Genomic DNA, 21,697 nt, shown 5'->3' on the forward strand with positions numbered 1-21,697 from the left:
GGCAATGCTTAGGCAGAGAAAGTGGCGCTGAATTTTCAACAGCAAAAACAGTCACTTATAGGGATAAGTGGCAGCCCGTAGGGGAATCGAACCCCTCTTTCCAGGTTGAAAACCTGGCGTCCTAACCGATAGACGAACGGGCCTTACCGTGACGTGAGGCGCTTTCTAGGCAAAGCGCGGCGGGCTTGCAAGCGGAAATTTCGCGTTCAGGCGGCGGCGGCCGCGGATTTCAGCGCCCACGGAACGCTCGACAAAAGTCCAGCCTTTTCATAGCCTTGTCAGGCCTCACCGCCCGCAGGCGCGGCGTCGTCCAGCAGCAGTTGCACCGTCTGTCGGCCGTTCCAGCTGTTGATGTCCAGTCGGCCCGCGACGTGGAATCGCCGCCCGCCGTGATCGCGCAGTGCGGCGCCCAGCGGCCCGTCGAAGGCGCCGAAGGCGATGGCGTCCAGCCGCCCGCCCAACCCGTCGGTCAAGCCCAGCTTGAGATGCCCGGTGCCGACCTCGCGGGCCTGGGCGATGCGCAGGTCCGGCAGGGCGAAACGCGGCCCCGGCGCGCCGGCGCCATAGGGTCCGGCCTCGTCCAGGCGGCGCACCAGCTCGACGCTGGCCGCGCCCGGCATCAGCACCCCGTCCAGGCGCAGATCGCGCGCCCCGCCCTGGCCCGCGCCCTGTCGCGCCAGCAACTCGGCCAGCTGCGCCATCGCCGGCTCCAGCCGGTCGCGCGCCACGGTCAGACCCGCGGCCATCCGGTGCCCGCCGCCCTTGAGCAACAGCCCCTCGGCCGCCAGCCGCTGCACCGACGCACCCAGGTCGACCCCCGCCACCGACCGGCCCGATCCCTTGCCTTCGTCGCCGTCCAGCCCGATCACCACCGCGGGGCGGTTGGTCAACTCCTTCAGCCGCGACGCCACGATCCCCACCACGCCGGGATGCCAGCCCTCGCCCGCCGCCCAGACCAGCGGCGCGTCCAGCCCGCGGTCCTCGGCCTGGGCCAGCGCGGCCATCCGCACCGCCTCCTCGACCTCACGGCGTTCCCGGTTCAGATCGTCCAGCCGCTCGGCCAGCGATGCCGCCTCGGCCGGATCGGCACAAGACAGCAGCCGCGCGCCCAGATCGGCGCGGCCCACCCGGCCGCCGGCATTGATCCGCGGACCCAGCACGTAGCCCAGGTGATAGGCCTCGGGCGCGCGGTCCAGCCTCGCCACGTCCGACAGGGCCACAAGCCCCGGCCGCCCGCGGCCCGCCATCACCTTCAACCCCTGCCGCACCAGCGCCCGGTTGACACCCTTCAGCGGCGCCACGTCGGCCACCGTGGCCAGCGCCACCAGGTCCAGCATCGCCATCAGGTCGGGCCCTTGCCGGCCGGCCTCGCGCATCTGCCGCCCGGCCTCGACCAGCACCAGGAACACCACGGCCGCGGCGCACAGATGCGCCAGCGCGCCGTCCTCGTCCTGCCGGTTGGGGTTCACCACCGCCAGGCAATCGGGCAGCGTCTCGCCGCCCAGATGGTGGTCCAGCACCAGCACATCCGCGCCCCGCGCCGCCGCGATGGGCCCGTGCGACAGCGTCCCGCAATCGACGCAGACGATCAGGTCGTGATCCGCCGCCAGCGCCGCCATGGCCTCGTCGTTGGGCCCATAGCCCTCGTCGATCCGGTCCGGCACATACAGCGTCGCGTCGCGCCCCTGCACGCGCAGCCAGTCCAGCAGCAACGCCGCCGACGCGCCGCCATCGACATCGTAATCCGCGAACACCGCCACCCGCTGACGCCCCGCCACCGCCGCGATCAGGCGCGCCGCCGCCACCTCGCAATCGCGCATCGACCGCGGATCGGGCAGCAGGTCGCGCAGTTTCGGATCGAGATAGCCCGCCACCTCGCCCGGGCCGACGCCCAGCCGCGCCAGCACCGCGCACAACGCCGGGTCCAGCCCGCTCGACTGCGCCAGCGCCTCGGCCTGGCGCAACGCATCCGGCATCGGGCCGACCCATCGCCGCCCGGTCAACGAATGCTCAACGCCGAGATAGCTCACCCGATCCCCTGCTTCATCTGGCCGAAAATATCCCGGGGGAGTCCCGGACACCGTCCGGGACGGGGGCAGCGCCCCCCGACCCCCACCCGTCACACCCTGTGCTGGTAGGGGTTGCGATACACCATCCGCCGCACCGACCCGGTCTTGGACCGCATCAGCAGCGTCTCGGTGGTGATCCAGCCGACCTCGCGCTTGATCCCCGGCAGGATCGAGCCGCTGGTCACACCGGTCGCGGCAAAGATCACGTGCTCGGTCACCATTTCGTCGCGGGTATAGACCTTGTCCAGGTCGGTGATCCCGGCCTTGGCGGCGCGCGCCTTTTCGTCGTCGTTGCGGAACACCAGACGGCCCTGCATCTGCCCGCCCATGCATTTCAGCGCCGCCGCCGCCAGAACGCCCTCGGGCGCACCACCCTGGCCCATATACATGTCGATGCCGGTGACCTGCGGCTCGGCGCAATGCATGACACCCGCCACGTCGCCATCGGTGATCAGCCGGATGCCGGCACCGGTGGCACGCACCTCGGCGATCATGGCCTCGTGGCGGGGACGTTCCAGGATGCAGACGGTGATGTCGGCGGCGGAACAGCCCTTGGCGCGCGCCAGCGCCTCGACCCGTTCCTTCGGCGTCATGTCCATGTCCACCACGCCGGCCGGATAGCCCGGCCCGATCGCCAGCTTGTCCATGTAGGTATCGGGCGCATGCAGCATCGAGCCGCGCGGGCCCATGGCGATCACCGTCAGCGCGTTGGGCATGTCCTTGGCGGTCAGCGTGGTGCCTTCCAGCGGGTCCAGCGCGATATCCACGCCGGGGCCCTCGCCGCTGCCGACCTCCTCGCCGATATACAGCATCGGCGCTTCGTCGCGCTCACCCTCGCCGATCACCACCACACCCTTGATGTCCAGCAGGTTCAACTGCTGGCGCATGGCGTTGACCGCGGCCTGGTCGGCGGATTTCTCGTCGCCGCGGCCGATCCAGTCGGCGCTGGCGATGGCGGCCTGTTCGGCGACCCGGGCCAGGCCCAGAGACAACATGCGGTCGTTGAAATCCTTGGGCGCGGTCATCGGGGCTTCCTTCCGTGTCTGGTGCCGCCGACTTAGCCCGAGAGCCGTGACAGGGGCAAGACTGGTGGCGCTAGCGGCCCGGCTCAGACTTCCTCGATGCGCAACGCCACCGGATCGCCGGTGACCACGCCGGTGCCGGGCAGCGCCGCCAGCGCCGCGTCCAAAGCCGCGCGGGTGGTCTTGTGGGTGACGATCAGCACCGGGGCGGTGTCGGTCGTGTGGTCGTATTGCCGCATCCGGTGGATCGAAACGCCGGCCTCGCCCAGGGCGGCGGCGACCCGGGCCAGCGCGCCGGGCTTGTCCTGCAATTCCATCCGCAGGTAATAGGCGGCGGGCGTCACCGCGCGCGCCGGGCGCGCCTGCTTCAGCGCCGTCGCGGGCATGCCGAAGGTCGACACGCGAAAGCCGCGCGCGATGTCCATCACGTCGCCCATCACCGCGCTGGCGGTCGGGCCCTCGCCGGCGCCGGCGCCGCGCAGCACCACCTGGCCCACCGCGTCGCCGTCGATCACCACCATGTTGGTGCCGCCTTCCAGTTGTCCCAGCGGGCTGGCATCGGGCACCAGGCAGGGCGACATGCGCTGCTCCAGCCCCCGGCCGGTCATCTGCGCCACGCCCAGCAGCTTGATGCGATAGCCCATGTCGGCGGCCTGGCGGATATCCTCCAGCGTGATCGACTGGATGCCCTCCAGTTCGACCGCGTCGAAATCCACCTGCGTGCCGAAGGCGATCGACGACAGCAGCGCCAGCTTGTGGCCCGCATCGATCCCGCCCACGTCCAGGTTCGGATCGGCCTCCAGGTAGCCCAGCCGCGCGCATTCGTCGAACAGCACGTCGTAACCCTGCCCGGTGGCCTGCATCCGCGTCAGGATGTAGTTGCAGGTGCCGTTCATCACGCCCATGACGCGGGTGATCTCGTTGCCCGCCAGCCCCTCGGTCAGCGCCTTGATGACCGGAATGCCGCCCGCCACGGCGGCCTCGAAGCGCAGCACCCGATCCTTGTCCTCGGCCTGTTCGGCCAGCGCCTGGCCGTGATGGGCCAGCATCGCCTTGTTGGCGGTCACCACGTCCTTGCCGGCGGCCAGCGCCGCCTCGGTCGCGGCCTTGGCCGGGCCGTCCGACCCGCCCATCAGCTCGACGAAGATGTCGACATCGTCGCGCTTGGCCAGCGCCACCGGGTCGTCCTCCCAGGCATAGCCTTTCAGCGACACGCCGCGATCCTTGTCGCGGCTGCGCGCCGACACCGCGGTGATGACCACGTCGCGCCCCGCCCGCGCCGACAGCAGCGCCGCCTTCTGCCGGACGATCTTGACCACGCCGACACCGACCGTGCCCAGCCCGGCAATTCCAAGACGCAAGGGGGTGGACATGGGGCATTCTCCTGACAGGCGGTTCACTGCCGCCCCGCATAACCCGCCGCGCCGCGGCCTGCAACGGCGCTTGGACCGCGCTACAGCGGCGCCGCCTTCAGCGCCTCGGCCCGGGCCTGCAGCCGCGCCGCCCGCGCCTGCATCGCGGCGCGCGGCACCGTCACGCCGCGCAGCGCCTCGGCCCGCGCCCGCAGCCGCGCCGCGTCGCCCTGCACCGCCGCGGTCCCGGCCTCGGTGGCGCGGCGCGGCGGCTCGGCCAGCAGCGTCTCGAGCGGCAACAGGCGGGGATAGGGCGCATCGTCCACACCCGGCGCACCGCCGTCTTCCAGTTCCGGGAACTGGGCGCAGGCCGACAGGACGGCAAGGCAGACAAGCAGACGGCGCATGGCAGGCTCCGGAACCGACCCCCCCGTCATGCCGCACGGACGCGCCCGGGGCAAGCGCGGCCGTCGCGCCGGGGCTTGTTCTGAACGTCCGTTCAGTTATCCTGCCCGCCATGGCGCGCACCCAGGGATCGCATGCAGACATCACCGGCCCCCGCATCCGCGATGCGGCGCTGCGGCTGTTCGCCAAGCACGGCTATGCCGCCGTGTCGATGCGCCAGATCGCGGCCGAGGTCGGCGTGCAGGCCGGCGCGCTGTACAACTACACCCCCGACAAGCAGGCGCTGCTGGTCTCTCTGCTGCAGGGCCACATGGAGGAATTGCTGGCCGCCCGCCCCGATCCTTCGGGCGATCCGATGCAGCGGCTGCGCGCCTTCACCGATTTCCACATCGCCTTCCACCTCGACCGGCCCGAGGCGATGTTCATCTCCTACATGGAGCTGCGCAATCTCGAGAAACCGCATTTCGACGCGGTGGAAAGGCTGCGCCGCGCCTACGAGGACGGGCTGGAACAGATCCTGCGCGCCGGCCGCGAGGCAGGCGTGTTCGCCCTGCCCGACACCCGCATCGCGGCCTTTGCCCTGATCGCCATGCTGAACGGCGTCAACACCTGGTACCGCGCCGGCGGCCGGCTGTCGCTGCCGCAGGTGCAGGACCTGTATTGGGACATGGTGCGCAAGGCGGTGGCGGCCTGAGAGCTGCGCTCACTCGAACAAGAGCCGTGCCAGCGCTGGACCGGGGGACGGCGCCACTTTGGTTCGATCAACCGCGATTTATGGAATCCAAACACATCATCGATCCGAGCAAGGCGCAAGCTTCGACAAAGCGCCGGCCCGTGGGGCCGGTCCGGCGCTGGCGCGGCGGGCCTGCAGCCCTTGATTCCGCGCCATTGGCGCTCTGTTCCAAAGCAGCGATTTCCGCTTCCCAGATCTCCCGGATACTCTCGCCCCGCAGCCCGCCCTTACCGGCTTTCCTGGATGCTCTCGATGTATTCCAGCAGCGCCACCAGCTTGCGCGGCGTCGGCGTCATCACCCCGTCGCCGGTATCCAGCGGCACCAGGTCGCCTCTCAGCAAGTCGCCGAATTCCGGCATGCCGGGGCCGCTCAGGTCCGACCGCGCATAGCCGTCAATGGTCGACAGCACCCTGGCGCGCGGAAAGCTGTCGCCGTTGCGCACCCGGATCAGCGTCAGGTCGCGCGGCGCCCTGGCCATCGCCCGCGCCATCGGACCATCGCCCTTGCCGGTCTCGCCGTGACAGACCGCGCAATTCTCGACGAACAGCGCCCGGCCATCCGACGGCCCCGGCATTTCGGGTTCCACGCAGGCCGCCAGGCCGGCAAGCCCGGCCAGCGCGGCGACGATCACGAAACGGTTTGCCATGCTCGGTCCTCCTGAGCTGTTGGTGGCCGATGCGCGCCTGCCGCGCAAGCCCTATCGCTGCAGCGATTCCAAATAGGCGGAAAGGTCCAGCAACGCGCGCGGCGTTTCGACGATTTCGCCCGACGGCGCCCGCCACGGCACCATGGCCGGGCCCAGCAAGGGCCCGAATTCCGGCATGATCGCCTGGTGATAACGCCCGGGATAGCCGTGGATCTGCGCCATCACGTCTTCGGCCGGGAACGCCCCGCCATTGCGCGCCGCCAGGCCCGTCAGATCGGCGGGCGGCACCGGCAGATCGGCGGCCAGAGGCCCGCCGCCGCGCGCATCCGCGCCGTGGCAGACCGCGCACATCTCGGAAAAGGCGCGCGCACCGCGGGTTTCGGGCGCGGGCGCGGCGCAGGCCGCCACGGCCACGAGACCCAGCACGAAAGGGATGATCCTGCCCATGACATCCTCCTTGTTTTGACCCAGACTGCGCCGGGCCGGCCGCTTCGCCCTTGATCCAGGTCAGCCCAGACCCGACAAGGGGCCGTCGCGGCCGGCCCGCCACGACACCATCCGGAGTTGCCCATGCCGATCTATGCCCTGACCATGCTCGCCGCCGGGATCGGCATCCCGCTGCTGGCCGCGCTGAACGCCGCGCTCGGGCTGCGGCTGGGCACGCCCGTGGCGGCGGCGACGATCCTGTTCTGCGTGGCGCTGCTGGCCACCGCGTCGCTGTGGCTGGCAACCGGCGCGCAGGGGCTGGCGCGGCTGCCCGGCACGCCGAAACACCTGTTCCTCGCCGGGCTTCTGGTGGCCTTCTACGTGTTGTCGATCACCTTCATCGCGCCGCGCTTCGGGGTCGGCAACGCGGTGTTCTTCGTGCTGCTGGGGCAACTGATCTCGGCCGCCGCCATCGACCATTTCGGCCTGTTCGGCGCCCGCATCAGCCCGCTGTCCGTGACCCGCGCGACCGGCATCGCGGTCATGGCGCTCGGCGTCTGGATCACGCAGCGCGCCTGACGCTGTGCGGCGCGGCGGATTTCGGCTATACTGGTTGCATTGAACCCAATGCATTCAACCAGGAGGCAGCCATGCGTGCCCTGATCCTGTCCGCCGTCATCCTTGCCACGGCCGGTCCGGCCCTGTCCCAGGACAGCACCCGCCAGACGATCACCCGCGAAAACCCGACGCTTCAGCGCGCGCCCCAGACGCTGCAACCGCTGCAACAGACCGAAACGCCGCTGCAACGCACCGAAACGCCGCCGGTGCAAAGCCAGACGCCAACCCGCCAGCTGGAAACCGCCCCGCAGCGCAGCATCCGCCCCCCGCAGCGCGGCGTGATCGTCGCGCAAGAACCGGCGGCCGCCGATGCGCCGCGTGTCCTGCCCGTCGAAACGACCCTGTCCGAGGACCGCATCCAGTCGCTAATGCAGGCCGTCGCGGCGACCGATCTGCAATGGTACCAGCCCGCCGCCACGGACCTGACCGTCGCCCGGCCTGGCGCCGTGCTGCAGATGGACGCGCTGGAATCCGGCGCGCTGATCCCGCTCGGCAGTCTCAGCAGCGCGCTGCCCAAGGCCGAGCTTGACGGTCTGGCCCTGGGCGGCCGCAACGCGCTGGACCTGCAGGCGCTCGGCATCACCGGCACCCCGTCGGGGCCGGTCAATCCCTTCGCGCTCTACGACAAGGACGGCCAGTTCGGCGGCATCGTCACACCGCCCGCCGGCGTCACGTCCGAGGCCTTCATCCGCAGCGCCGCGCGCAAGGGCCAGCGCGCGCGCCCCATCGTGGCGCTGTCGGGCGACAGGGACGTCTCGACCCTGAACCACAAGATCCTGACCGTGCTGACCGATTTCTGCGCGGCCGCGATCCGGCCGGTCGAGTTTTCCGTTCAGGCCTCGGGCGGCTGGGATCTGGGCTTCGAGGCCAAGGCGCAGGTGTCCGCCAAGATCGACGTCGACCGCAGTTGCGCGGTGCTGGAAACCGAACTGGCGGACGTGCCCGAAACCGAAACCGAAACCGGCGAAACCGAATGACGCCGCTCAGGCGGCGCAGGCGCGGCGGGCGACAAAGACGATCCGGTTCGCGGCCAGCCGCTGCTCCATCCCGTCGATCTCGACGATCGTGCCGTCGCTCAGCGTCACCGTCAGGCCTTCGGCCGACAGCTGCTGGCTGGTGACCCGGGGCGCCTGCGGGCCGGAATACTCGACCACCAGCAGATCGTGTTCGCCGTCGAAGGCATCGATCGCCACACGCCCATCGCCGTCGGCAGCGGGACCGGCAGCGGGATCGTCCTCGGGATCGTCCTCGGGATCGGCGGCCATCGTCTCTGCGTCGGACAGGTCGTCGTCCAGCGCACATCCGGCGGGTGGCGCGTCGCCGGCGCCACCGGTCAGCAGGTCGGCATCGTCGTCATGGTCGTCTTCCATGTCGACATCGTCGGCGTCTCCCTCGCCGTCCTCGGCCAGTTGCGATCGGGCCAGCGCGATGATGTCATCCGGATCGGGTCCGTCATCGTCTTCCCCGAACAGGTCCGCATCGGCATCGTCGTCTTCGTCCCACAGATCAGCCTCGTTGCCGGGCGCGTGGGCAAAGGCGGCCTGTTCCGGTTCCGCCATACCGCAGGGCCGCGCGGCCGTGGCGCCGTTTCGCGCCGTTCGTGCCATTTCCCAATGGCCGCCGGTTTCGGCGACGCTTTCGTTCAGCGCAGCCCGGTATTCGTCCAGAACCGCCGACATTTCCAGTTCGTCATGCGGGTGTCCGTCGGCGGGCAGGGTCGTGGTGCCGCCCCTGCGGCCCGCCGTGAAGGGCAATAGCGATTTCAACGGACGCAGCAATCCCAGTTGCATGATCGGTCCTCACCTTCTGGTTCGGACATTCATCTACCGGTAGAATTTGTTAAGAATTTGACCAACCAGAGGCAGCGCGGCGCCACAATCGGCTCAGATCGCCCGCAATTGTCCCGCATCCAGCCGCAATTGCCGGTCCATCCGTGCCGCCAGCTCCAGGTTGTGCGTCGCGATCAGCGCCGCCAGCCCGGTGTCGCGGACCAGCCCCAGCAGCGCCGCGAACACCCGGTCCGAGGTTTCGGGGTCCAGGTTGCCGGTCGGCTCGTCGGCCAGCAGCACCTGCGGATCGTTGGCCATCGCCCGGCAGAAGGCCACGCGCTGCTGCTCGCCGCCCGACAGCTCGGCCGGCCGGTGCGCCGCGCGCCCCGCCAGCCCGACGCTGTCCAGCAACCCCTGTGCCCGCGCATCGGCCTCGCGCCGCGCCACGCCATTGGCCAGTTGCGGCAGCACGACGTTTTCCAGCGCGGTGAATTCCGGCAACAGGTGGTGGAACTGATAGACGAATCCCAGCCGGTCGCGCCGCACCGCCGTGCGCCGCCGGTCCGACCGGCCCTGCATCGGCTCGCCGCAAATCTCGACGCTGCCCGCATCGGCGCTGTCCAGCAGCCCCGCGATATGCAGCAGCGTCGACTTGCCCGCCCCCGACGGCGCCACCAGCGCCACGATCTCGCCCGGCATCAGGGTCAGGTCCACCCCGCGCAGCACCCGGATTTCCGAGGCCAGCCCGCGGTTGTAGGTCTTCTCGATCCCGCTCAGCCGCAGCGCCGCCTCACTCATAACGCAACGCCTCGACCGGGTTCATCCGCGCCGCCCGCCGGGCCGGAAAGATCGTCACCACGAAAGACAGCCCCAGCGACAGCGCCACCGCCGACAGCACGTCGCCCAGCTTCAGTTCCGCCGGCAGGTAATAGATGCCGCGGATCGACGGATCCCACACCCCGCCGCCCGACAGCGCGTTCACCGCGGCGAAGATCGGGTCGATATAGATCGCGAACAGGCATCCCAGGATCACGCCGGCCACCGTGCCGATGATCCCGGTGAACGCCCCGCAGATGAAGAACACCCGCAGCACCGATCCCTCGGTCAGCCCCATCGTGCGCAGGATGCCGATATCCCGGCCCTTGTTCTTGACCAGCATGATCAGCCCCGAGACGATGTTCATCGCCGCGATCAGCACCAGCACCGACAGGATCACGAACATCACGTTGTCCTCGACCTCGAGCGCGCGCAGGAACCCGCCGCTGGCATCCTTCCAGGTCCAGATCAGCGCGCCGGCGCCCGCCGCCGCCTGGATCGGCCCGGCCATCGCCTCGGCCTGTTCCGGCTCGGCCAGGATCACCTCCAGTTCATCCGCCACGCCCTCGCGGTTGAAATACAGCTGCGCTTCCTCGAACGGCATGTAGACCCGCACCCGGTCGATGTCGTAGCGCCCGGCGCTGAAGATATAGGTGACGTCGTAGGACTTGACCCTTGGCGAGGTGCCGAACGCCGTCTTGACCCCGTCGGGCGAGATCAGCTTGACCCGGTCGCCCACGCCGACGCCCAGTTCCAGCGCCACGCCCGACCCGATGGCGATGCCCTCGGAAAACCGCGCGATGTCGCCGCGCCCGGTTTCGGGGTCGGCCACGCGCGGGATCTTGGCCAGGTCCGCGGCGTCGATGCCGAACACCTCGACCCCGGCGTTGCGCCCCTGCCCTGACGCCATGACCTGTCCCTTGACCAGCGGCGTGGTGCGCGTGACGCCGGGCAGCGCGGCCACCCGCGCCGCCATCTCGGCGTAATCGGGAATGGTGCGCAGGCTGCGGCCGAACTCGTCCACCCGCGCTGCGGGATAGACCGTGACATGGGCATTGGCGCCCAGGATGGTATCGACAAACTCCGCCCGGAACCCCGACCGCACCGCCAGTGTGGCGATCAACGCAAAGACCGCCAGCGTGATCCCCACCAGGCTGATCCAGGTCATCACGCTGACGCCGCCCTCGGCCCGCTTGGCGCGCAGGTAACGCCAGGCGATCATCCACTCGAACGGGGCAAAGGGGGCGGGGCTGCGGGGCATCTCTGGCCTCTGGATCTGCTCGGGCGGAAAGTGGCCCTTTGGTCCGGTGCGGTCAAGCCGCGGGGGCGACATCGCCGGTCCCTGCCCTATCTCGGAAAACAGGGCAACGAAAGGGTGCGTGAATGCGAATCTTGGTGATCGGGGCAAGCCGCGGCATCGGCCGCGCCTGCGTGGCGGCGGGGCAAGGGGCCGGGCACACCATGCGGGCACTCGCGCGTTCCGCCGGTGACATGGCCCCCGAACCGGGGCTCGAACCCTGGCCCGGCGACGCCACCGACGCCACCGACCTCGAACCGGCGCTTGCGGATTGCGACGCGGTTCTGATGACGCTGGGCATCCGCGAAAGCGTTTCCATGCTGTGGAAACCCGTGACGCTGTTTTCCCGCGCGACCGAAGCACTGGTGCCGCTGATGGAACGCCAGGGGCCGCGCCGTCTGGTCTGCGTCACCGGCATCGGCGCGGGCAATTCCGTCTCGGCCCTCAGCACACCCGAACGCGCCCTCCAACGCCTGGTCCTGGGCGAGCCCTACAAGGACAAGACCCGGCAAGAGGACATCATCCGCGCTTCGTCGCTCGACTGGACATTGCTGCGCCCGACGATCCTGACCAACGGGCGGCGCAGCGGCGCCTACCGGGTGCTGCGCGAACCGCGTCTGTGGCGGATGGGTCTGATCTCGCGCGCCGATGTCGCCGACTGCGCGATCCGCGCGCTGGACGATCCCGCGATGATCGGCGCCGACCCGGTCGTGACCCGCTAGGGCACCGCACCGCTTGGGCGCGAGGGCGCGCGGTGCTAAACCAGCGGCATGGAGTTCCTCTCGATCCTCTTCGCCCTTGTCATGCTCGGCCTCTTTGCCGCATCGGCGATCCTGATCGGCTGGCTGACCGGCTGGGGCTGGGGCCTGCTCTTCGCGCTGCTGGTCGGGTTGGTGGGCTGGTGGGCGGCCAGCGGCACGCCGCCGCCCCCGGGCACCCCACGCCACGGCACCAACGCCTTTCAACGCTGGGCCTCGCGGCACGAGGATTGATCTCAGGGCACCACCCGGTCCACCGCCCGCATCGCGCCCAGCGCCTTGTCATAGACCAGCGTCAGCACGCGCCATTGGCCCAACGATTTTGCCCTGCCCTCAGGTCCGGACCCAACGCGGCGTGTTGTCCAAAACCCGCATCGAACGCGGAGCGGACGTTTGAGCGACGCACCATGCCCGGGGGAACAGCCGCTCTAGCGGCCCCCCGGGCAGCGGATGGCCGCCCCCACGGCCAGCCGCTTCGGTGACGCTGGCGCGGGGATCGAGGTCGTCCAGACCTGGCTAGGATAAAGCGAAGACCACGATTGCCGGGGCGGCAGGCCGCGGCCATCCTTTGCCCTTCGCTCTGCAAGGCCGAACGTCCGCTTTGTCCGCCAAGCCGACCCTGAATGCATTCGGGAGACCCACATGGCCGACATAAAGCGTCAGATGTCCGGTTCGAGCCCTTGGCGGACACCGTGCCTGCGCGGAATCAAGGCCGCAGGCCGCCGCGCATCGCCGGGCCGCCCCCACGGCACGGCGATTTGGCGACACGGGCGCAAGGCTCGGCCGTTGTCCGGACTTGGTTGCCATAAAGCGCCCAATCCCGGCAATCGATCGCCGCACCGCGGCCCGGCAACACGCGGCTTGTCACGGTGACGATGAACGTCCCCTTCGTCCGCATACCAGCCCAATCAACCGATCGCCGGCATCGGGCGCCGCCCGGCCGCGCGACGCCCGACTTGCCGGATGTTTTTCCGTTCCAACGAAGAAAAACTCCGCTCATTTCCGGACCTTTCCACGCGGCGCGCCACGCCGCCGGACCGCGCCGACCAATCCGTCCCGAAATCGCGCCGAATCGGACGGATTGCTGCCAGCGGCCCCGCAACCCGCCCCGTCGCGACCCCACCAATCCGTCCCGAAACCGCGCGTTTCAGGACGGATCGCCGGGCGCGACTCGGCCCGTGCGCCCGGGTTGACGCCCCGCGCGCCCCGTTACCCTGCCCCTTGCGCGCCGCCGCCACTTGCGCGCCGCCGCCACTTGCCGAATATGCCAGCATGACACACGGCCCCCGCTACCCCGCTCTCATCGCGTCCCTGCCCGAAACCGTGCCCTTCGTCGGCCCCGAAGTGCAGGAACGCAGCCGCGGCGCGCCCTTCGTGGCCAGGCTCGGCGCCAATGAAAGCGTCTTCGGCCCTTCGCCCGGGGCACTTGCGGCGATGCGCGCCGAAGCCGCCGAGATCTGGAAATACGCCGATCCCACGGGCCATGATCTCAAGGCCGCCCTGGCCGCGAAACTGGGCTGCACACCCGAAAATATCGTTGTAGGAGAAGGGATTGACGGCCTGCTTGGCTATCTCGTCCGGTTGCTTGTGGCACCCGGCGATGCGGTCGTCACCTCGGACGGCGCCTATCCCACCTTCAACTACCACGTGGCCGGTTACGGCGGCGTGCTGCACAAGGTGCCCTATGCGGGCGATGCCGAAGACCTGCCCGCGCTGATCGCCAAGGCGACCCAGGTCGATGCCAAGCTGATCTACTTCGCCAATCCCGACAACCCGATGGGGTCCTGGTGCGACGGCGCGGCCATCGTCGCCGCACTCGATGCCCTGCCCCAAGGCACCCTGCTGGCCCTCGACGAGGCCTATATCGAGTTTGCACCCACTGGCACGACACCAGATCTTGCGTTCGACGACCCCCGCCTGATCCGGCTGCGCACCTTTTCCAAGGGCTACGGCATGGCCGGCGCACGGGTCGGCTACGGCCTTGGCGCGCCCGCGCTCATCCGCGCCTTCGACAAGATCCGCAACCATTTCGGGATGAACCGTGCCGCCGTCGCCGGCGCCGTCGCGGCGCTGTCCGACGATGCTTTTCTGGCGGATGTCGTGCAAAGGGTGACCGACGCCAAGACCCGCATCGCAGCCATCGCCCGCGACAACGGCCTGACCCCCCTGCCCTCGGCCACCAATTTCGTGACGATCGATTGCGGCAGGGATGGCGCCTTCGCCAAGGCCGTGCTGAACGCGCTGATTTCGCAGGGAATTTTCGTGCGCATGCCCTTCGTCGCCCCGCAGGATCGCTGCATCCGCATCAGCGCGGGCCTGCCCGCCGACCTCGACGCGCTCGCCGTGGCCCTGCCCAAGGCCCTGAAAACCGCCCGCGGCACCTAGCACCGGCCGCCCGGTTCACCAATAATTCACCACACCTGCGCGATCTTCGCGTGACAGGCCGGCGCGTCGGGTTATCCTGTTCCGCGATCCGACCAAAGGTGAACCATGCAGGACCACCATCCGCAATCGGCGCCCGATTATACCAACGCCGCCCTGGTGATGCTTTTCGTGAATCTGCTTTGGGTATTCGCGCTCATCCTGGCGCTTTTCGGATTCCTGGCCCTGATTTCCGTGGGCTATGCCCTGAACTGGCTGATCACCCGGTTCGCCCGTCACAAGGCGCGCAACTCCGTCGGTTTCGACGGCGCCTGAACGGCCTCGGCCACCACCTGCGTTGCCGCCGTCACGCCGCCCCGCCGGTGCGGAATGCCCAGCGATGCCAGCCCCGCCTCGACCGTGGCCAGCATCCCCAGAACCATATGCGCATTCACGTGGCCCATATGACCGAACCGGAAGAACCCTGTGCCCTTGGGGTCGTCCGGTTCCGACATGCCCAGCCCGATGCCCAGCGTGACCCCGGCCTGCCGGTCGGTCCAGTCGCGCAAAGCGGCGCCCCAAGGCGCGCCCAGCCGCAACGCCGTCACCGCGTGGCTGCGATGGGCCGGATCGGCCACGTTCAGCGACAGCGGCCCCTCTGCCGCCCAGACATCGCAGGCCGCCCAGATCGCCCGCGCCAGCACGGCGTGGCGCTGCCAGATCGCCTCGATCCCTTCCTCGCGGATCATGTCCAGCGCGGCGCGCAGGCCGTACAGGTGATGCGTCGGCGCGGTGCCGCCGAAATACTGGTAGAACATCTCGGGTTCGGCGCGCGGCGCCCAGTCCCAATACTTGCTGACCCGCGCCAGCCCGGCCCGCGCCTGCGCCGCCTTGTCGCTGAAGAACACGAACGCCATGCCCGGCGGCACCATCAGCCCCTTCTGCGAACCGGTGACCATCACGTCGACGCCCCAGGCATCCATCTCGAACCTGTCGCAACCCAGCGAGGCGATGCAATCGGCCATCAGCAGCGCCGGGTGACCGGTGTCATCCAGCGCCGCCCGCAACGCCGCGATATCACTGCGCACGGAACTGGAGGTATCCACGTGCACGGCCAGAACCGCCTTGATTTCATGGGCGGAATCGGCGCGCAGCGCCTCGGCCACGCGACCCGCGTCGATGGGCGCCTTGCGGCCGAAATCCAGCACCTGCGCAGCGATTCCCATGCCCTGCGCCATCTCGGCCCAGCCGTGACCGAACCGCCCGGTGGCCGGCACCAGCACTGTGTCACCCGGCGCGACGGTGTTGGCCAGCGCCGCCTCCCAGGCGCCGTGACCATTGGCGATATACATCGCCACGTGGCCTTCGGTGCGGGCGACGTATTTCAGATCGCGCACCAGGCCCGGCACCATGTCCACCAGTTCGCCCTCGTAGATATTGGGCGCGCCGCGGTGCATGGCGCGCAGGACGGCTTCGGGCATGACCGAGGGGCCGGGAATGGCAAGATAGGAACGGCCTTTGGCAAGCGACATGGAGGCTCCTGGGAACTGGCCCTTGAAATCCGGGGGCGAAGCCCAACCTAACCGCCGGTCGCGCGGCGTCAATCGGGGCCGCGCTTGCCAGTCCCGCCACGCGCCGCTAGACCGCTGCGGAAGGTATGGATCATGGAACGGATGCTGGGACGTCTCTGGACCAAGGTGGAACGGGCTGAACGCCGGTTGCGGCGTTCCTTCGGCATGGACATCACAGATCCCGCCGCCCGCCGCTGGTCGGCGCTGCATTACCACATCTTCGACCATGCCTTCCTGCGCGTCTTCTGGACCAATTTCTGGCCCGTGGCCCCCGGTGTGTGGCGCTCGAACCAGCCGACGCATCGCAGGTTCGAGAAATACGCGGCCATGGGGATCAAGACGGTGATCAACCTGCGCGGCGAGGACAAGCGCGCCCATTACCTGTTCGAAAAGGAAAGCTGCGACGCGCTTGGCCTGACCCTGGTCAACGCCAAGCTCTGGGCGCGCGAAGCCGCACCGCGGCGCCGCATCGAGGCGGTCATAGACGCGCTGCGCGCGGCCGAACGGCCGATGATGTTCCACTGCAAATCGGGCGCAGACCGCGCCGGTTTCGTCGCCGCGATGTACCAGATGATCTTCGAAGGCGTCAGCGTCGACGAAGCGCGCAAGCAGCTGGGCCTGAAATACATCCACCTCGATTTCACCAAGACCGGCGTGCAGGACTACGTGCTCGATGTCTACGAGGCGCGCCTGGTCAAGGGCGATATCGGCTTCGAGGACTGGATCCGCACCGAATACCGCGCGTCCGAAATCCAGGAAGGCTGGGACAAACGCCGCCCGGCGCTGGAAACGGCCGAGGCGCTGATCCGGCGGGCGCAGGCGTGAAACGGCGCAGCAAGGCCCCGCCGCAGCGGCTTTTCCTGTGGATCTGGCGCAATTACCTGACCCGCTACCGCGGCCTGATGGGCGTCGCGATCGTCTTCATGGCGATCGAAGGGGCGATGTTCGGTCTGCTCAGCTACATGATGAAACCGATGTTCGACGATGTCTTCGTCGGCGGCAATCGCGATGCGCTGACCTGGGTCGGCTTTGCGGTGCTGGGCATCTTCCTGACCCGCGCCGCCGCCAGCATCCTGCAAAAGGTGCTTCTGACCCGGATCTCGCAAATGACCATGGGCGATATCCGCAAGGATTTGCTGGCCCATGTGATGCGGCTGGACCTGAGCTTTCACCAGAAACACGGGCCGGGCTACCTGATCCAGCGGGTCGAGGGCGATGTCGGCGCCATCGGCAAGGTCTGGTCGACGATCATCACCGGCGCGGGGCGCGACGTGGTGGCGCTGCTGTCGCTGCTGACCGTGGCGCTCAGCATCGACGTCTTGTGGACGCTGGTGGCGCTGGTGGGCGCACCCCTGCTGGTCTGGCCGGTGATGCGCGCGCAGCGCTTCGTGCGCGGCAATGCACGGCTGGCGCGCGACCTTGCGGCGCGGCTGTCGACCCGCCTGAACGAGGTGTTCCACGGCATCGTGCCGGTCAAGCTGAACGCGCTGGAAAACCACCAGCACGCGCAATACGGCGCCCTGACCCGCGACCGTATCCGGATCGAGACGCGGTCGAGCTTCGGACAGGCCACTCTGCCCGGCCTGATCGATGTCATGTCCGGCATCGGTTTCGTCGGCGTGCTGTTCTACGGCGGGTCCGAGATCCTGGATGGCGAAAAGACCGTCGGCGATTTCATGGCTTTCTTCACCGCCATCGGACTGGCTTTCGAACCGCTGCGGCGGTTGGGCGCGCTCAGCGGCGTCTGGCAGGTGGCCGCGGCCAGCATCGAACGGATCCGCGAGATGCTGGAAACCGAGCCGGAATTGCGCGATCCGGCCCGGCCCAAACCCGCTCCGACCGGTGTGCCGGGCGTCCGGCTCAGCGATGTCCACCTGTCCTACGGCGAGTCGGCGGTCCTGCAAGGCCTGTCCCTGGTCGCCGAGCCGGGCAAGACGACGGCGCTGGTGGGCGCCTCGGGGGCGGGCAAGTCGACGGTCTTCAACCTGCTGACCCGCCTGGTCGATCCGCAATCGGGATCGGTGGAAATCGGCGGCGTGCCGGTGGCCGACATGCGCCTGCACGACCTGCGCGGGCTGATCTCGGTCGTCACACAGGACGCGACGCTGTTCGACGAAACATTGCGCGACAACATCGTGCTGGGCCGCGCGGTGGACGAGGACCGCCTGCAAGCGGCGCTGGACGCGGCCCATGTCAGCGATTTCCTGCCGCGTCTCGACGGTGGACTGGACGCCCGTGTGGGGCCGCGCGGATCGAACCTGTCGGGCGGTCAGCGCCAGCGCGTGGCGATCGCCCGGGCGCTGCTGCGCGATACGCCGATCCTGCTGCTGGACGAGGCGACCAGCGCCTTGGACGCGCAGTCCGAAGCGGTCGTGCAGGACGCGCTGGAACGGCTGTCGGTCGGGCGCACGACGATCGTCATCGCGCACCGGCTGTCGACGGTGCGCAACGCCGACAGGATCGTGGTAATGGCGCAGGGCCGTGTCGTCGACGAAGGCACGCATGACGCGCTGATGGCGCGCGGCGGGGCCTATGCCGAGCTCTACGCCTTGCAGTTCCAGAACGGCGGATGACCGGTTTCGCCCCGGCTGCGCCGGGTCGACACGCGCGGGCTGCGCCCGCGCTCAGGGGCGCTGCCCCCTTGGCCTACGGCCAATTCCCCCGGAGTTTGACCGGCAAGATGAAGGATCAGCGGCGATAGGCCCGGGCCAGGATCGCGGGATCCGCGCCCGCCAGGTAGCGCCCCAGCGTCAACAGGTTGCGGCCGCCGCGTCGGGTCCAGCCCTGCGCCCGGTATTTCTCGGCGCTGGTGATCGCGCGGGCCGCCAGCGGACCAAGCTTGCGGCCCAGGCGGCGCGCCAAGGCGACATCCTCCATCAGCGGGATGTCCGGGTATCCGCCCACCGCGTCATAGAGCGCGCGGTGGATCAGCAGCCCCTGGTCTCCGTAGGGCAGATGGAACAGCCGGGACCGCAGGTTGGCCCAGCCTGCAACGAGGCGCGGTGCGAAGCCCGGCACATCGAAGTGCAGGCGGAAGTGGTAGGCCCCCGGCGCGGCGATGACCGGCAGGACGGCGTCGCTCCAGCCCGGTGCCAGAACCGTGTCGGCATGCAGGAACAGCAGCCAGTCGCCCTGCGCGGCCTCGGCGCCGCGGCGCAATTGTCCGCCGCGCGAGGGCGGTCCGGTGACCAGCAGTGCCCCGGCCGCCTCGGCCACGCCCTGCGTGCCGTCGACCGACCCGCCATCCGAGATCACCAGCTCACGGATCAGTCCAAGGGACAGCCCTTCGCCCAGGGCTGCAAGGCAAGCCGGCAGGTCGCCGGCCGCGTCGACGGTGGGGACGATCACGGAAATCGGTGCGCGCATGGCCTTGTCCGCTGCTTCACAGGCACCCTATATGGCAGGGAAATCGAGAAGGGAAACAGCATGGCCGAAGCGGATCGCCACGTGTTGCGTGTCAGCGGCGCGGAAACGCGGGACTTCCTGCAGGGGCTGGTCACAAACGATGTGCGCAAGCTCGACCACGGGTTGGTCTACGCGGCGTTGCTGACGCCGCAGGGAAAATATCGCGCCGATTTCTTTCTGGTGCCCGATGGTGACGCGGTGCTGATCGACGTGGCCGCCGGGCTGTCCGACGACCTTGTCAGGATCCTGTCGATGTACAAGCTGCGCGCCGCTGTCACGATCGAGATGTCGGACCGCGCCGTGACGCGCGGGCTCGGCACGCCGCCCCAAGGCGCCTTTGCCGACCCCCGCCACCCGTCGCTGGGCTGGCGCGGTTATGACGGGCAACCCGGCGAGGCCGCGGATTGGGACGCGCTGCGCGTCGCGGCCTGCGTGCCGGAGACCGGGATCGAACTGTCCCCGGACGTCTTCATCCTCGAAGCCGGGTTCGAGCGCCTGAACGGCGTCGACTTCCGCAAGGGCTGCTATGTCGGCCAGGAGGTGACCGCGCGGATGAAGCACAAGACCGAGCTGCGCAAGGGCTTCGCGCGGGTATCCGTCGACGGTGCCGCCCCGGTCGGCACCGAGATCACCGCCGACGGCAAACCCGCCGGAACGCTCTTCACCCAGGCAGACGGCGCGGGCATCGCCTATCTGCGGTTTGACCGCACCGGCGGACCGATGCAGGCGGGCGGCGCGACGGTGACCTATTCCGGCTGACAGGATTTCTCGAGCATCCGCATCCGGTCGGTCGCGCCGACGCGGCGATAGACCACGTGAGCCGGCGGATTGGCGGCGTCCTGGTAGACCACCCAAAGCGCCACGCCCCTATCCGCCATCGCCCGTTCCATCTCCGCAACCAGTTGCCTGGCCAGACCCCTGCCGCGACATCCGCGAGCGACGTAGAGATGATCGATCCGCCAACGGGTTTCGGCCCGGCGCAGGGCGTCGGCGGGCCGGATCTCGGGCAGGGCCAGCAGGTATCCTACCAGCCCCCAACCGGCATCCGCGGCAAAGACCTGCGCCCCTTGCGCCTGCAAGCCCCGCAGATGGTTAAGATAGGCCGCGTCGCCGCCTTCGGAATGGTAGAGACCCGGCCTCAGCGCGGCATGGAAGTTGTGCAGCGCGCGGAACAGCGGCACGAGGTCGGACAGGTGCGGGTTGGTAATGATCAAGAAAAAGCCTCCTGGCTGATGGCCGGAGGCTGTTTCCGTCTCGAATGCGTCCCCCGGCGGTTCGGGGGAAGTGCGCGCGGGCCCCGAGGTCAGGCGCGCTCGGAATATTCCATCGTTTCGGTATTGACGACGATCGCTTCGTCCTGCGCGATGAAGGGAGGAACGACGATGCGCACGCCATTGTCCAGGACGGCGGGTTTGAAGCTGTTGGCGGCCGTCTGGCCCTTGACCACCGGCTCGGTCTCGGCGACGCGGCAGGTCACCTTTTGCGGCAGCGTCGCGTTCAGCGCTTCGGCTTCGTGGAACTCCACGACGATGGTCATGCCGTCCTGCAGGAACGGGCGGCGGTCGCCCAGAATGTCCGCCGGCAACTGGACCTGCTCATAGGTCTCGGTGTCCATGAAGATCAACTGTCCGTTGTCTTCGTACAGGAACTGCATGTCCTTTTGTTCCAGACGCACGCGCTCGACCTTGTCGGCGCTACGGAAACGCTCGTTGAGCTTGGATCCGTTGCGCAGGTTCTTCAGTTCGACCTGGGCAAAGGCGCCGCCCTTGCCGGGTTTGACATGGTCGACCTTGACCGCGGCCCACAGGCCGCCGTTGTGCTCGAGCACGTTGCCGGGGCGGATTTCGTTTCCGTTGATCTTGGGCATGGGCAAAACCGTGGTGAAAGGTTGATGATTTGTTGGCGCCCCCTATATCTGCCCAGTCGGGGGCTGGCAAGGCAACGTATCTCGTGCTGCACGCGCAGAAAGCCATGCATTTTGCGAATGGGTGCTATGCGAATTCGGGGTATCCGAATCGAGCCGAATACGCCATAACCCCCGTTACGCCGAAAAACACAAGACCAAGAATAATAGGTTGAACCATGAAAGACTTCATTGACGGCACTGCCTTCAATGCCGAACAGGGAAACCGTTCGCGAAAGCTGTTCGCGGCGGTTGTGCTTGCTGCGCTGGACGACGCGATCGCCGACGACAAGAAGTATGGCAACGGCCCCGAACAGATCGCCCGCTGGGCACGCTCGCGTGACGGGCGCGAGGTGCTGTCCTGTGCCGGCATCGACCCGAACGAACGCGTCGTCAAGGGCTTGATGGAGTTCGTGTCGAAAGGCGTGCGCACATCGGTCGCCCTGTCGCGCGAAGAAAGCGAACGCCGCAATGCAGCGGCACAGGCCGAAGCCGCCTGATCTCTCTCACTTTCCGTAGCGGAAAAGCCTCGGCAGAATGTCGAG

24 protein-coding genes and 1 tRNA gene are annotated in these 21,697 nt (G+C 68.7%); 11 read left to right on the forward strand and 14 right to left on the reverse strand.

The annotated features are described in order from the left end of the window. Positions 1-68: 68 nt before the first annotated feature. The 5 genes from KUH32_RS02180 to KUH32_RS02200 all read right to left on the reverse strand — a co-directional run bounded on the left by KUH32_RS02180 (position 69) and on the right by KUH32_RS02200 (position 4,850). Positions 69-143, reverse strand: a tRNA-Glu gene (locus KUH32_RS02180). 135 nt (positions 144-278) lie between these two features. After that, the gene (gene recJ / locus KUH32_RS02185) at positions 279-2,030 is read right to left on the reverse strand and encodes a single-stranded-DNA-specific exonuclease RecJ (RefSeq protein ID WP_217776430.1); all 1,752 of its coding nucleotides are present in this window, start codon (positions 2,028-2,030) and stop codon (positions 279-281) included. Between the two features lie 89 nt (positions 2,031-2,119). Next, a complete protein-coding gene (glpX, locus tag KUH32_RS02190; RefSeq protein ID WP_217776431.1) occupies positions 2,120-3,094 on the reverse strand; it encodes a class II fructose-bisphosphatase in 975 nt (324 codons plus the stop codon). A gap of 83 nt (positions 3,095-3,177) precedes the next feature. Further along, positions 3,178-4,464: a homoserine dehydrogenase gene (locus tag KUH32_RS02195; protein WP_217776433.1), complete on the reverse strand. Its 1,287-nt coding sequence runs from the start codon at positions 4,462-4,464 to the stop codon at positions 3,178-3,180. 80 nt (positions 4,465-4,544) lie between these two features. After that, positions 4,545-4,850, reverse strand: coding sequence for a hypothetical protein (locus KUH32_RS02200; RefSeq protein WP_217776434.1), 306 nt, complete (start codon positions 4,848-4,850; stop codon positions 4,545-4,547). A 110-nt stretch (positions 4,851-4,960) separates the two neighbouring features. Between KUH32_RS02200 and KUH32_RS02205 the strand changes: the two genes are divergently transcribed. Beyond that, positions 4,961-5,542, forward strand: coding sequence for a TetR/AcrR family transcriptional regulator (locus KUH32_RS02205; protein ID WP_217776436.1), 582 nt, complete (start codon positions 4,961-4,963; stop codon positions 5,540-5,542). A 266-nt stretch (positions 5,543-5,808) separates the two neighbouring features. Here the strand turns inward: KUH32_RS02205 and KUH32_RS02210 are convergent, their stop codons facing one another. Then, positions 5,809-6,228, reverse strand: a complete 420-nt coding sequence (locus KUH32_RS02210) for a c-type cytochrome (protein ID WP_217776438.1) — start codon at positions 6,226-6,228, stop codon at positions 5,809-5,811. Between the two features lie 51 nt (positions 6,229-6,279). Beyond that, positions 6,280-6,675, reverse strand: coding sequence for a c-type cytochrome (locus tag KUH32_RS02215; protein ID WP_217776440.1), 396 nt, complete (start codon positions 6,673-6,675; stop codon positions 6,280-6,282). Between the two features lie 123 nt (positions 6,676-6,798). On the opposite strand from KUH32_RS02215, the gene KUH32_RS02220 reads away from it, so the two are divergent. Beyond that, entirely contained in the window at positions 6,799-7,233 is a 435-nt protein-coding gene (locus KUH32_RS02220; protein WP_217776441.1) for a DMT family transporter, read from the forward strand. A gap of 71 nt (positions 7,234-7,304) precedes the next feature. Then, on the forward strand, positions 7,305-8,249 hold the full coding sequence (locus KUH32_RS02225; protein ID WP_217776443.1) for a hypothetical protein: 945 nt from the start codon (positions 7,305-7,307) through the stop codon (positions 8,247-8,249). A 6-nt stretch (positions 8,250-8,255) separates the two neighbouring features. On the opposite strand, the gene KUH32_RS02230 is transcribed toward KUH32_RS02225, so the two are convergent. The 3 genes from KUH32_RS02230 to KUH32_RS02240 all read right to left on the reverse strand — a co-directional run bounded on the left by KUH32_RS02230 (position 8,256) and on the right by KUH32_RS02240 (position 11,118). Then, positions 8,256-9,062: a hypothetical protein gene (locus KUH32_RS02230; RefSeq protein WP_217776444.1), complete on the reverse strand. Its 807-nt coding sequence runs from the start codon at positions 9,060-9,062 to the stop codon at positions 8,256-8,258. A 93-nt stretch (positions 9,063-9,155) separates the two neighbouring features. Next, entirely contained in the window at positions 9,156-9,839 is a 684-nt protein-coding gene (locus KUH32_RS02235; RefSeq protein WP_217776445.1) for an ABC transporter ATP-binding protein, read from the reverse strand. Further along, a complete protein-coding gene (locus KUH32_RS02240; protein ID WP_217776446.1) occupies positions 9,832-11,118 on the reverse strand; it encodes a lipoprotein-releasing ABC transporter permease subunit in 1,287 nt (428 codons plus the stop codon). The genes KUH32_RS02235 and KUH32_RS02240 overlap by 8 nt, the downstream gene beginning before the upstream one ends. 122 nt (positions 11,119-11,240) lie before the next feature. On the opposite strand from KUH32_RS02240, the gene KUH32_RS02245 reads away from it, so the two are divergent. From KUH32_RS02245 to KUH32_RS02260, 4 genes are all read left to right on the forward strand, one after another. Next, the gene (locus KUH32_RS02245) at positions 11,241-11,876 is read left to right on the forward strand and encodes an NAD(P)-dependent oxidoreductase (RefSeq protein WP_217776447.1); all 636 of its coding nucleotides are present in this window, start codon (positions 11,241-11,243) and stop codon (positions 11,874-11,876) included. A 48-nt stretch (positions 11,877-11,924) separates the two neighbouring features. Further along, positions 11,925-12,146 (forward strand): hypothetical protein, encoded by a 222-nt coding sequence (locus tag KUH32_RS02250; RefSeq protein WP_217776448.1) that lies wholly within the window; start codon positions 11,925-11,927, stop codon positions 12,144-12,146. A 1,038-nt stretch (positions 12,147-13,184) separates the two neighbouring features. Beyond that, entirely contained in the window at positions 13,185-14,297 is a 1,113-nt protein-coding gene (locus tag KUH32_RS02255) for a pyridoxal phosphate-dependent aminotransferase (protein ID WP_217776449.1), read from the forward strand. Positions 14,298-14,402: 105 nt separating this feature from the next. Further along, positions 14,403-14,609 carry a hypothetical protein gene (locus KUH32_RS02260; RefSeq protein ID WP_217776450.1) on the forward strand — a complete coding sequence of 69 codons (207 nt, stop codon included), beginning with the start codon at positions 14,403-14,405 and terminating at the stop codon, positions 14,607-14,609. Here KUH32_RS02260 and KUH32_RS02265 read toward each other — a convergent pair. After that, the gene (locus tag KUH32_RS02265) at positions 14,570-15,805 is read right to left on the reverse strand and encodes a pyridoxal-phosphate-dependent aminotransferase family protein (protein WP_217776451.1); all 1,236 of its coding nucleotides are present in this window, start codon (positions 15,803-15,805) and stop codon (positions 14,570-14,572) included. The two genes, KUH32_RS02260 and KUH32_RS02265, sit on opposite strands and share 40 nt — an antisense overlap. A 141-nt stretch (positions 15,806-15,946) precedes the next feature. Between KUH32_RS02265 and KUH32_RS02270 the strand changes: the two genes are divergently transcribed. Both KUH32_RS02270 and KUH32_RS02275 read left to right on the forward strand, forming a co-directional pair. Continuing rightward, positions 15,947-16,669, forward strand: coding sequence for a fused DSP-PTPase phosphatase/NAD kinase-like protein (locus KUH32_RS02270; RefSeq protein WP_217778241.1), 723 nt, complete (start codon positions 15,947-15,949; stop codon positions 16,667-16,669). After that, positions 16,666-18,417 (forward strand): ABC transporter ATP-binding protein, encoded by a 1,752-nt coding sequence (locus tag KUH32_RS02275; protein WP_348541072.1) that lies wholly within the window; start codon positions 16,666-16,668, stop codon positions 18,415-18,417. Before KUH32_RS02270 ends, KUH32_RS02275 begins: the two co-directional genes overlap by 4 nt. Before the next feature lie 115 nt (positions 18,418-18,532). On the opposite strand, the gene KUH32_RS02280 is transcribed toward KUH32_RS02275, so the two are convergent. Beyond that, entirely contained in the window at positions 18,533-19,210 is a 678-nt protein-coding gene (locus tag KUH32_RS02280; protein WP_217776452.1) for a TIGR04283 family arsenosugar biosynthesis glycosyltransferase, read from the reverse strand. A 60-nt stretch (positions 19,211-19,270) separates the two neighbouring features. Here KUH32_RS02280 and ygfZ point away from each other — a divergent pair, with 60 nt between their 5' ends. After that, the gene (ygfZ, locus tag KUH32_RS02285; protein ID WP_217776453.1) at positions 19,271-20,008 is read left to right on the forward strand and encodes a CAF17-like 4Fe-4S cluster assembly/insertion protein YgfZ; all 738 of its coding nucleotides are present in this window, start codon (positions 19,271-19,273) and stop codon (positions 20,006-20,008) included. Here ygfZ and KUH32_RS02290 read toward each other — a convergent pair. Together KUH32_RS02290 and efp are read right to left on the reverse strand one after the other, a co-directional pair. Further along, complete coding sequence (locus KUH32_RS02290) at positions 19,996-20,463, reverse strand: GNAT family N-acetyltransferase (protein WP_217776454.1); 468 nt, start codon at positions 20,461-20,463, stop codon at positions 19,996-19,998. The two genes, ygfZ and KUH32_RS02290, sit on opposite strands and share 13 nt — an antisense overlap. Positions 20,464-20,552: 89 nt before the next feature. Further along, entirely contained in the window at positions 20,553-21,116 is a 564-nt protein-coding gene (gene efp, locus KUH32_RS02295) for an elongation factor P (protein WP_217776455.1), read from the reverse strand. A gap of 215 nt (positions 21,117-21,331) precedes the next feature. Here efp and KUH32_RS02300 point away from each other — a divergent pair, with 215 nt between their 5' ends. Next, complete coding sequence (locus KUH32_RS02300; protein ID WP_217776456.1) at positions 21,332-21,652, forward strand: DUF6280 family protein; 321 nt, start codon at positions 21,332-21,334, stop codon at positions 21,650-21,652. Positions 21,653-21,697 lie beyond the last annotated feature (45 nt).

The sequence above is a fragment of the Thalassococcus arenae genome, assembly GCF_019104745.1.
In the GTDB taxonomy this organism is placed as follows: Bacteria; Pseudomonadota; Alphaproteobacteria; order Rhodobacterales; family Rhodobacteraceae; genus Thalassococcus_B; species Thalassococcus_B arenae.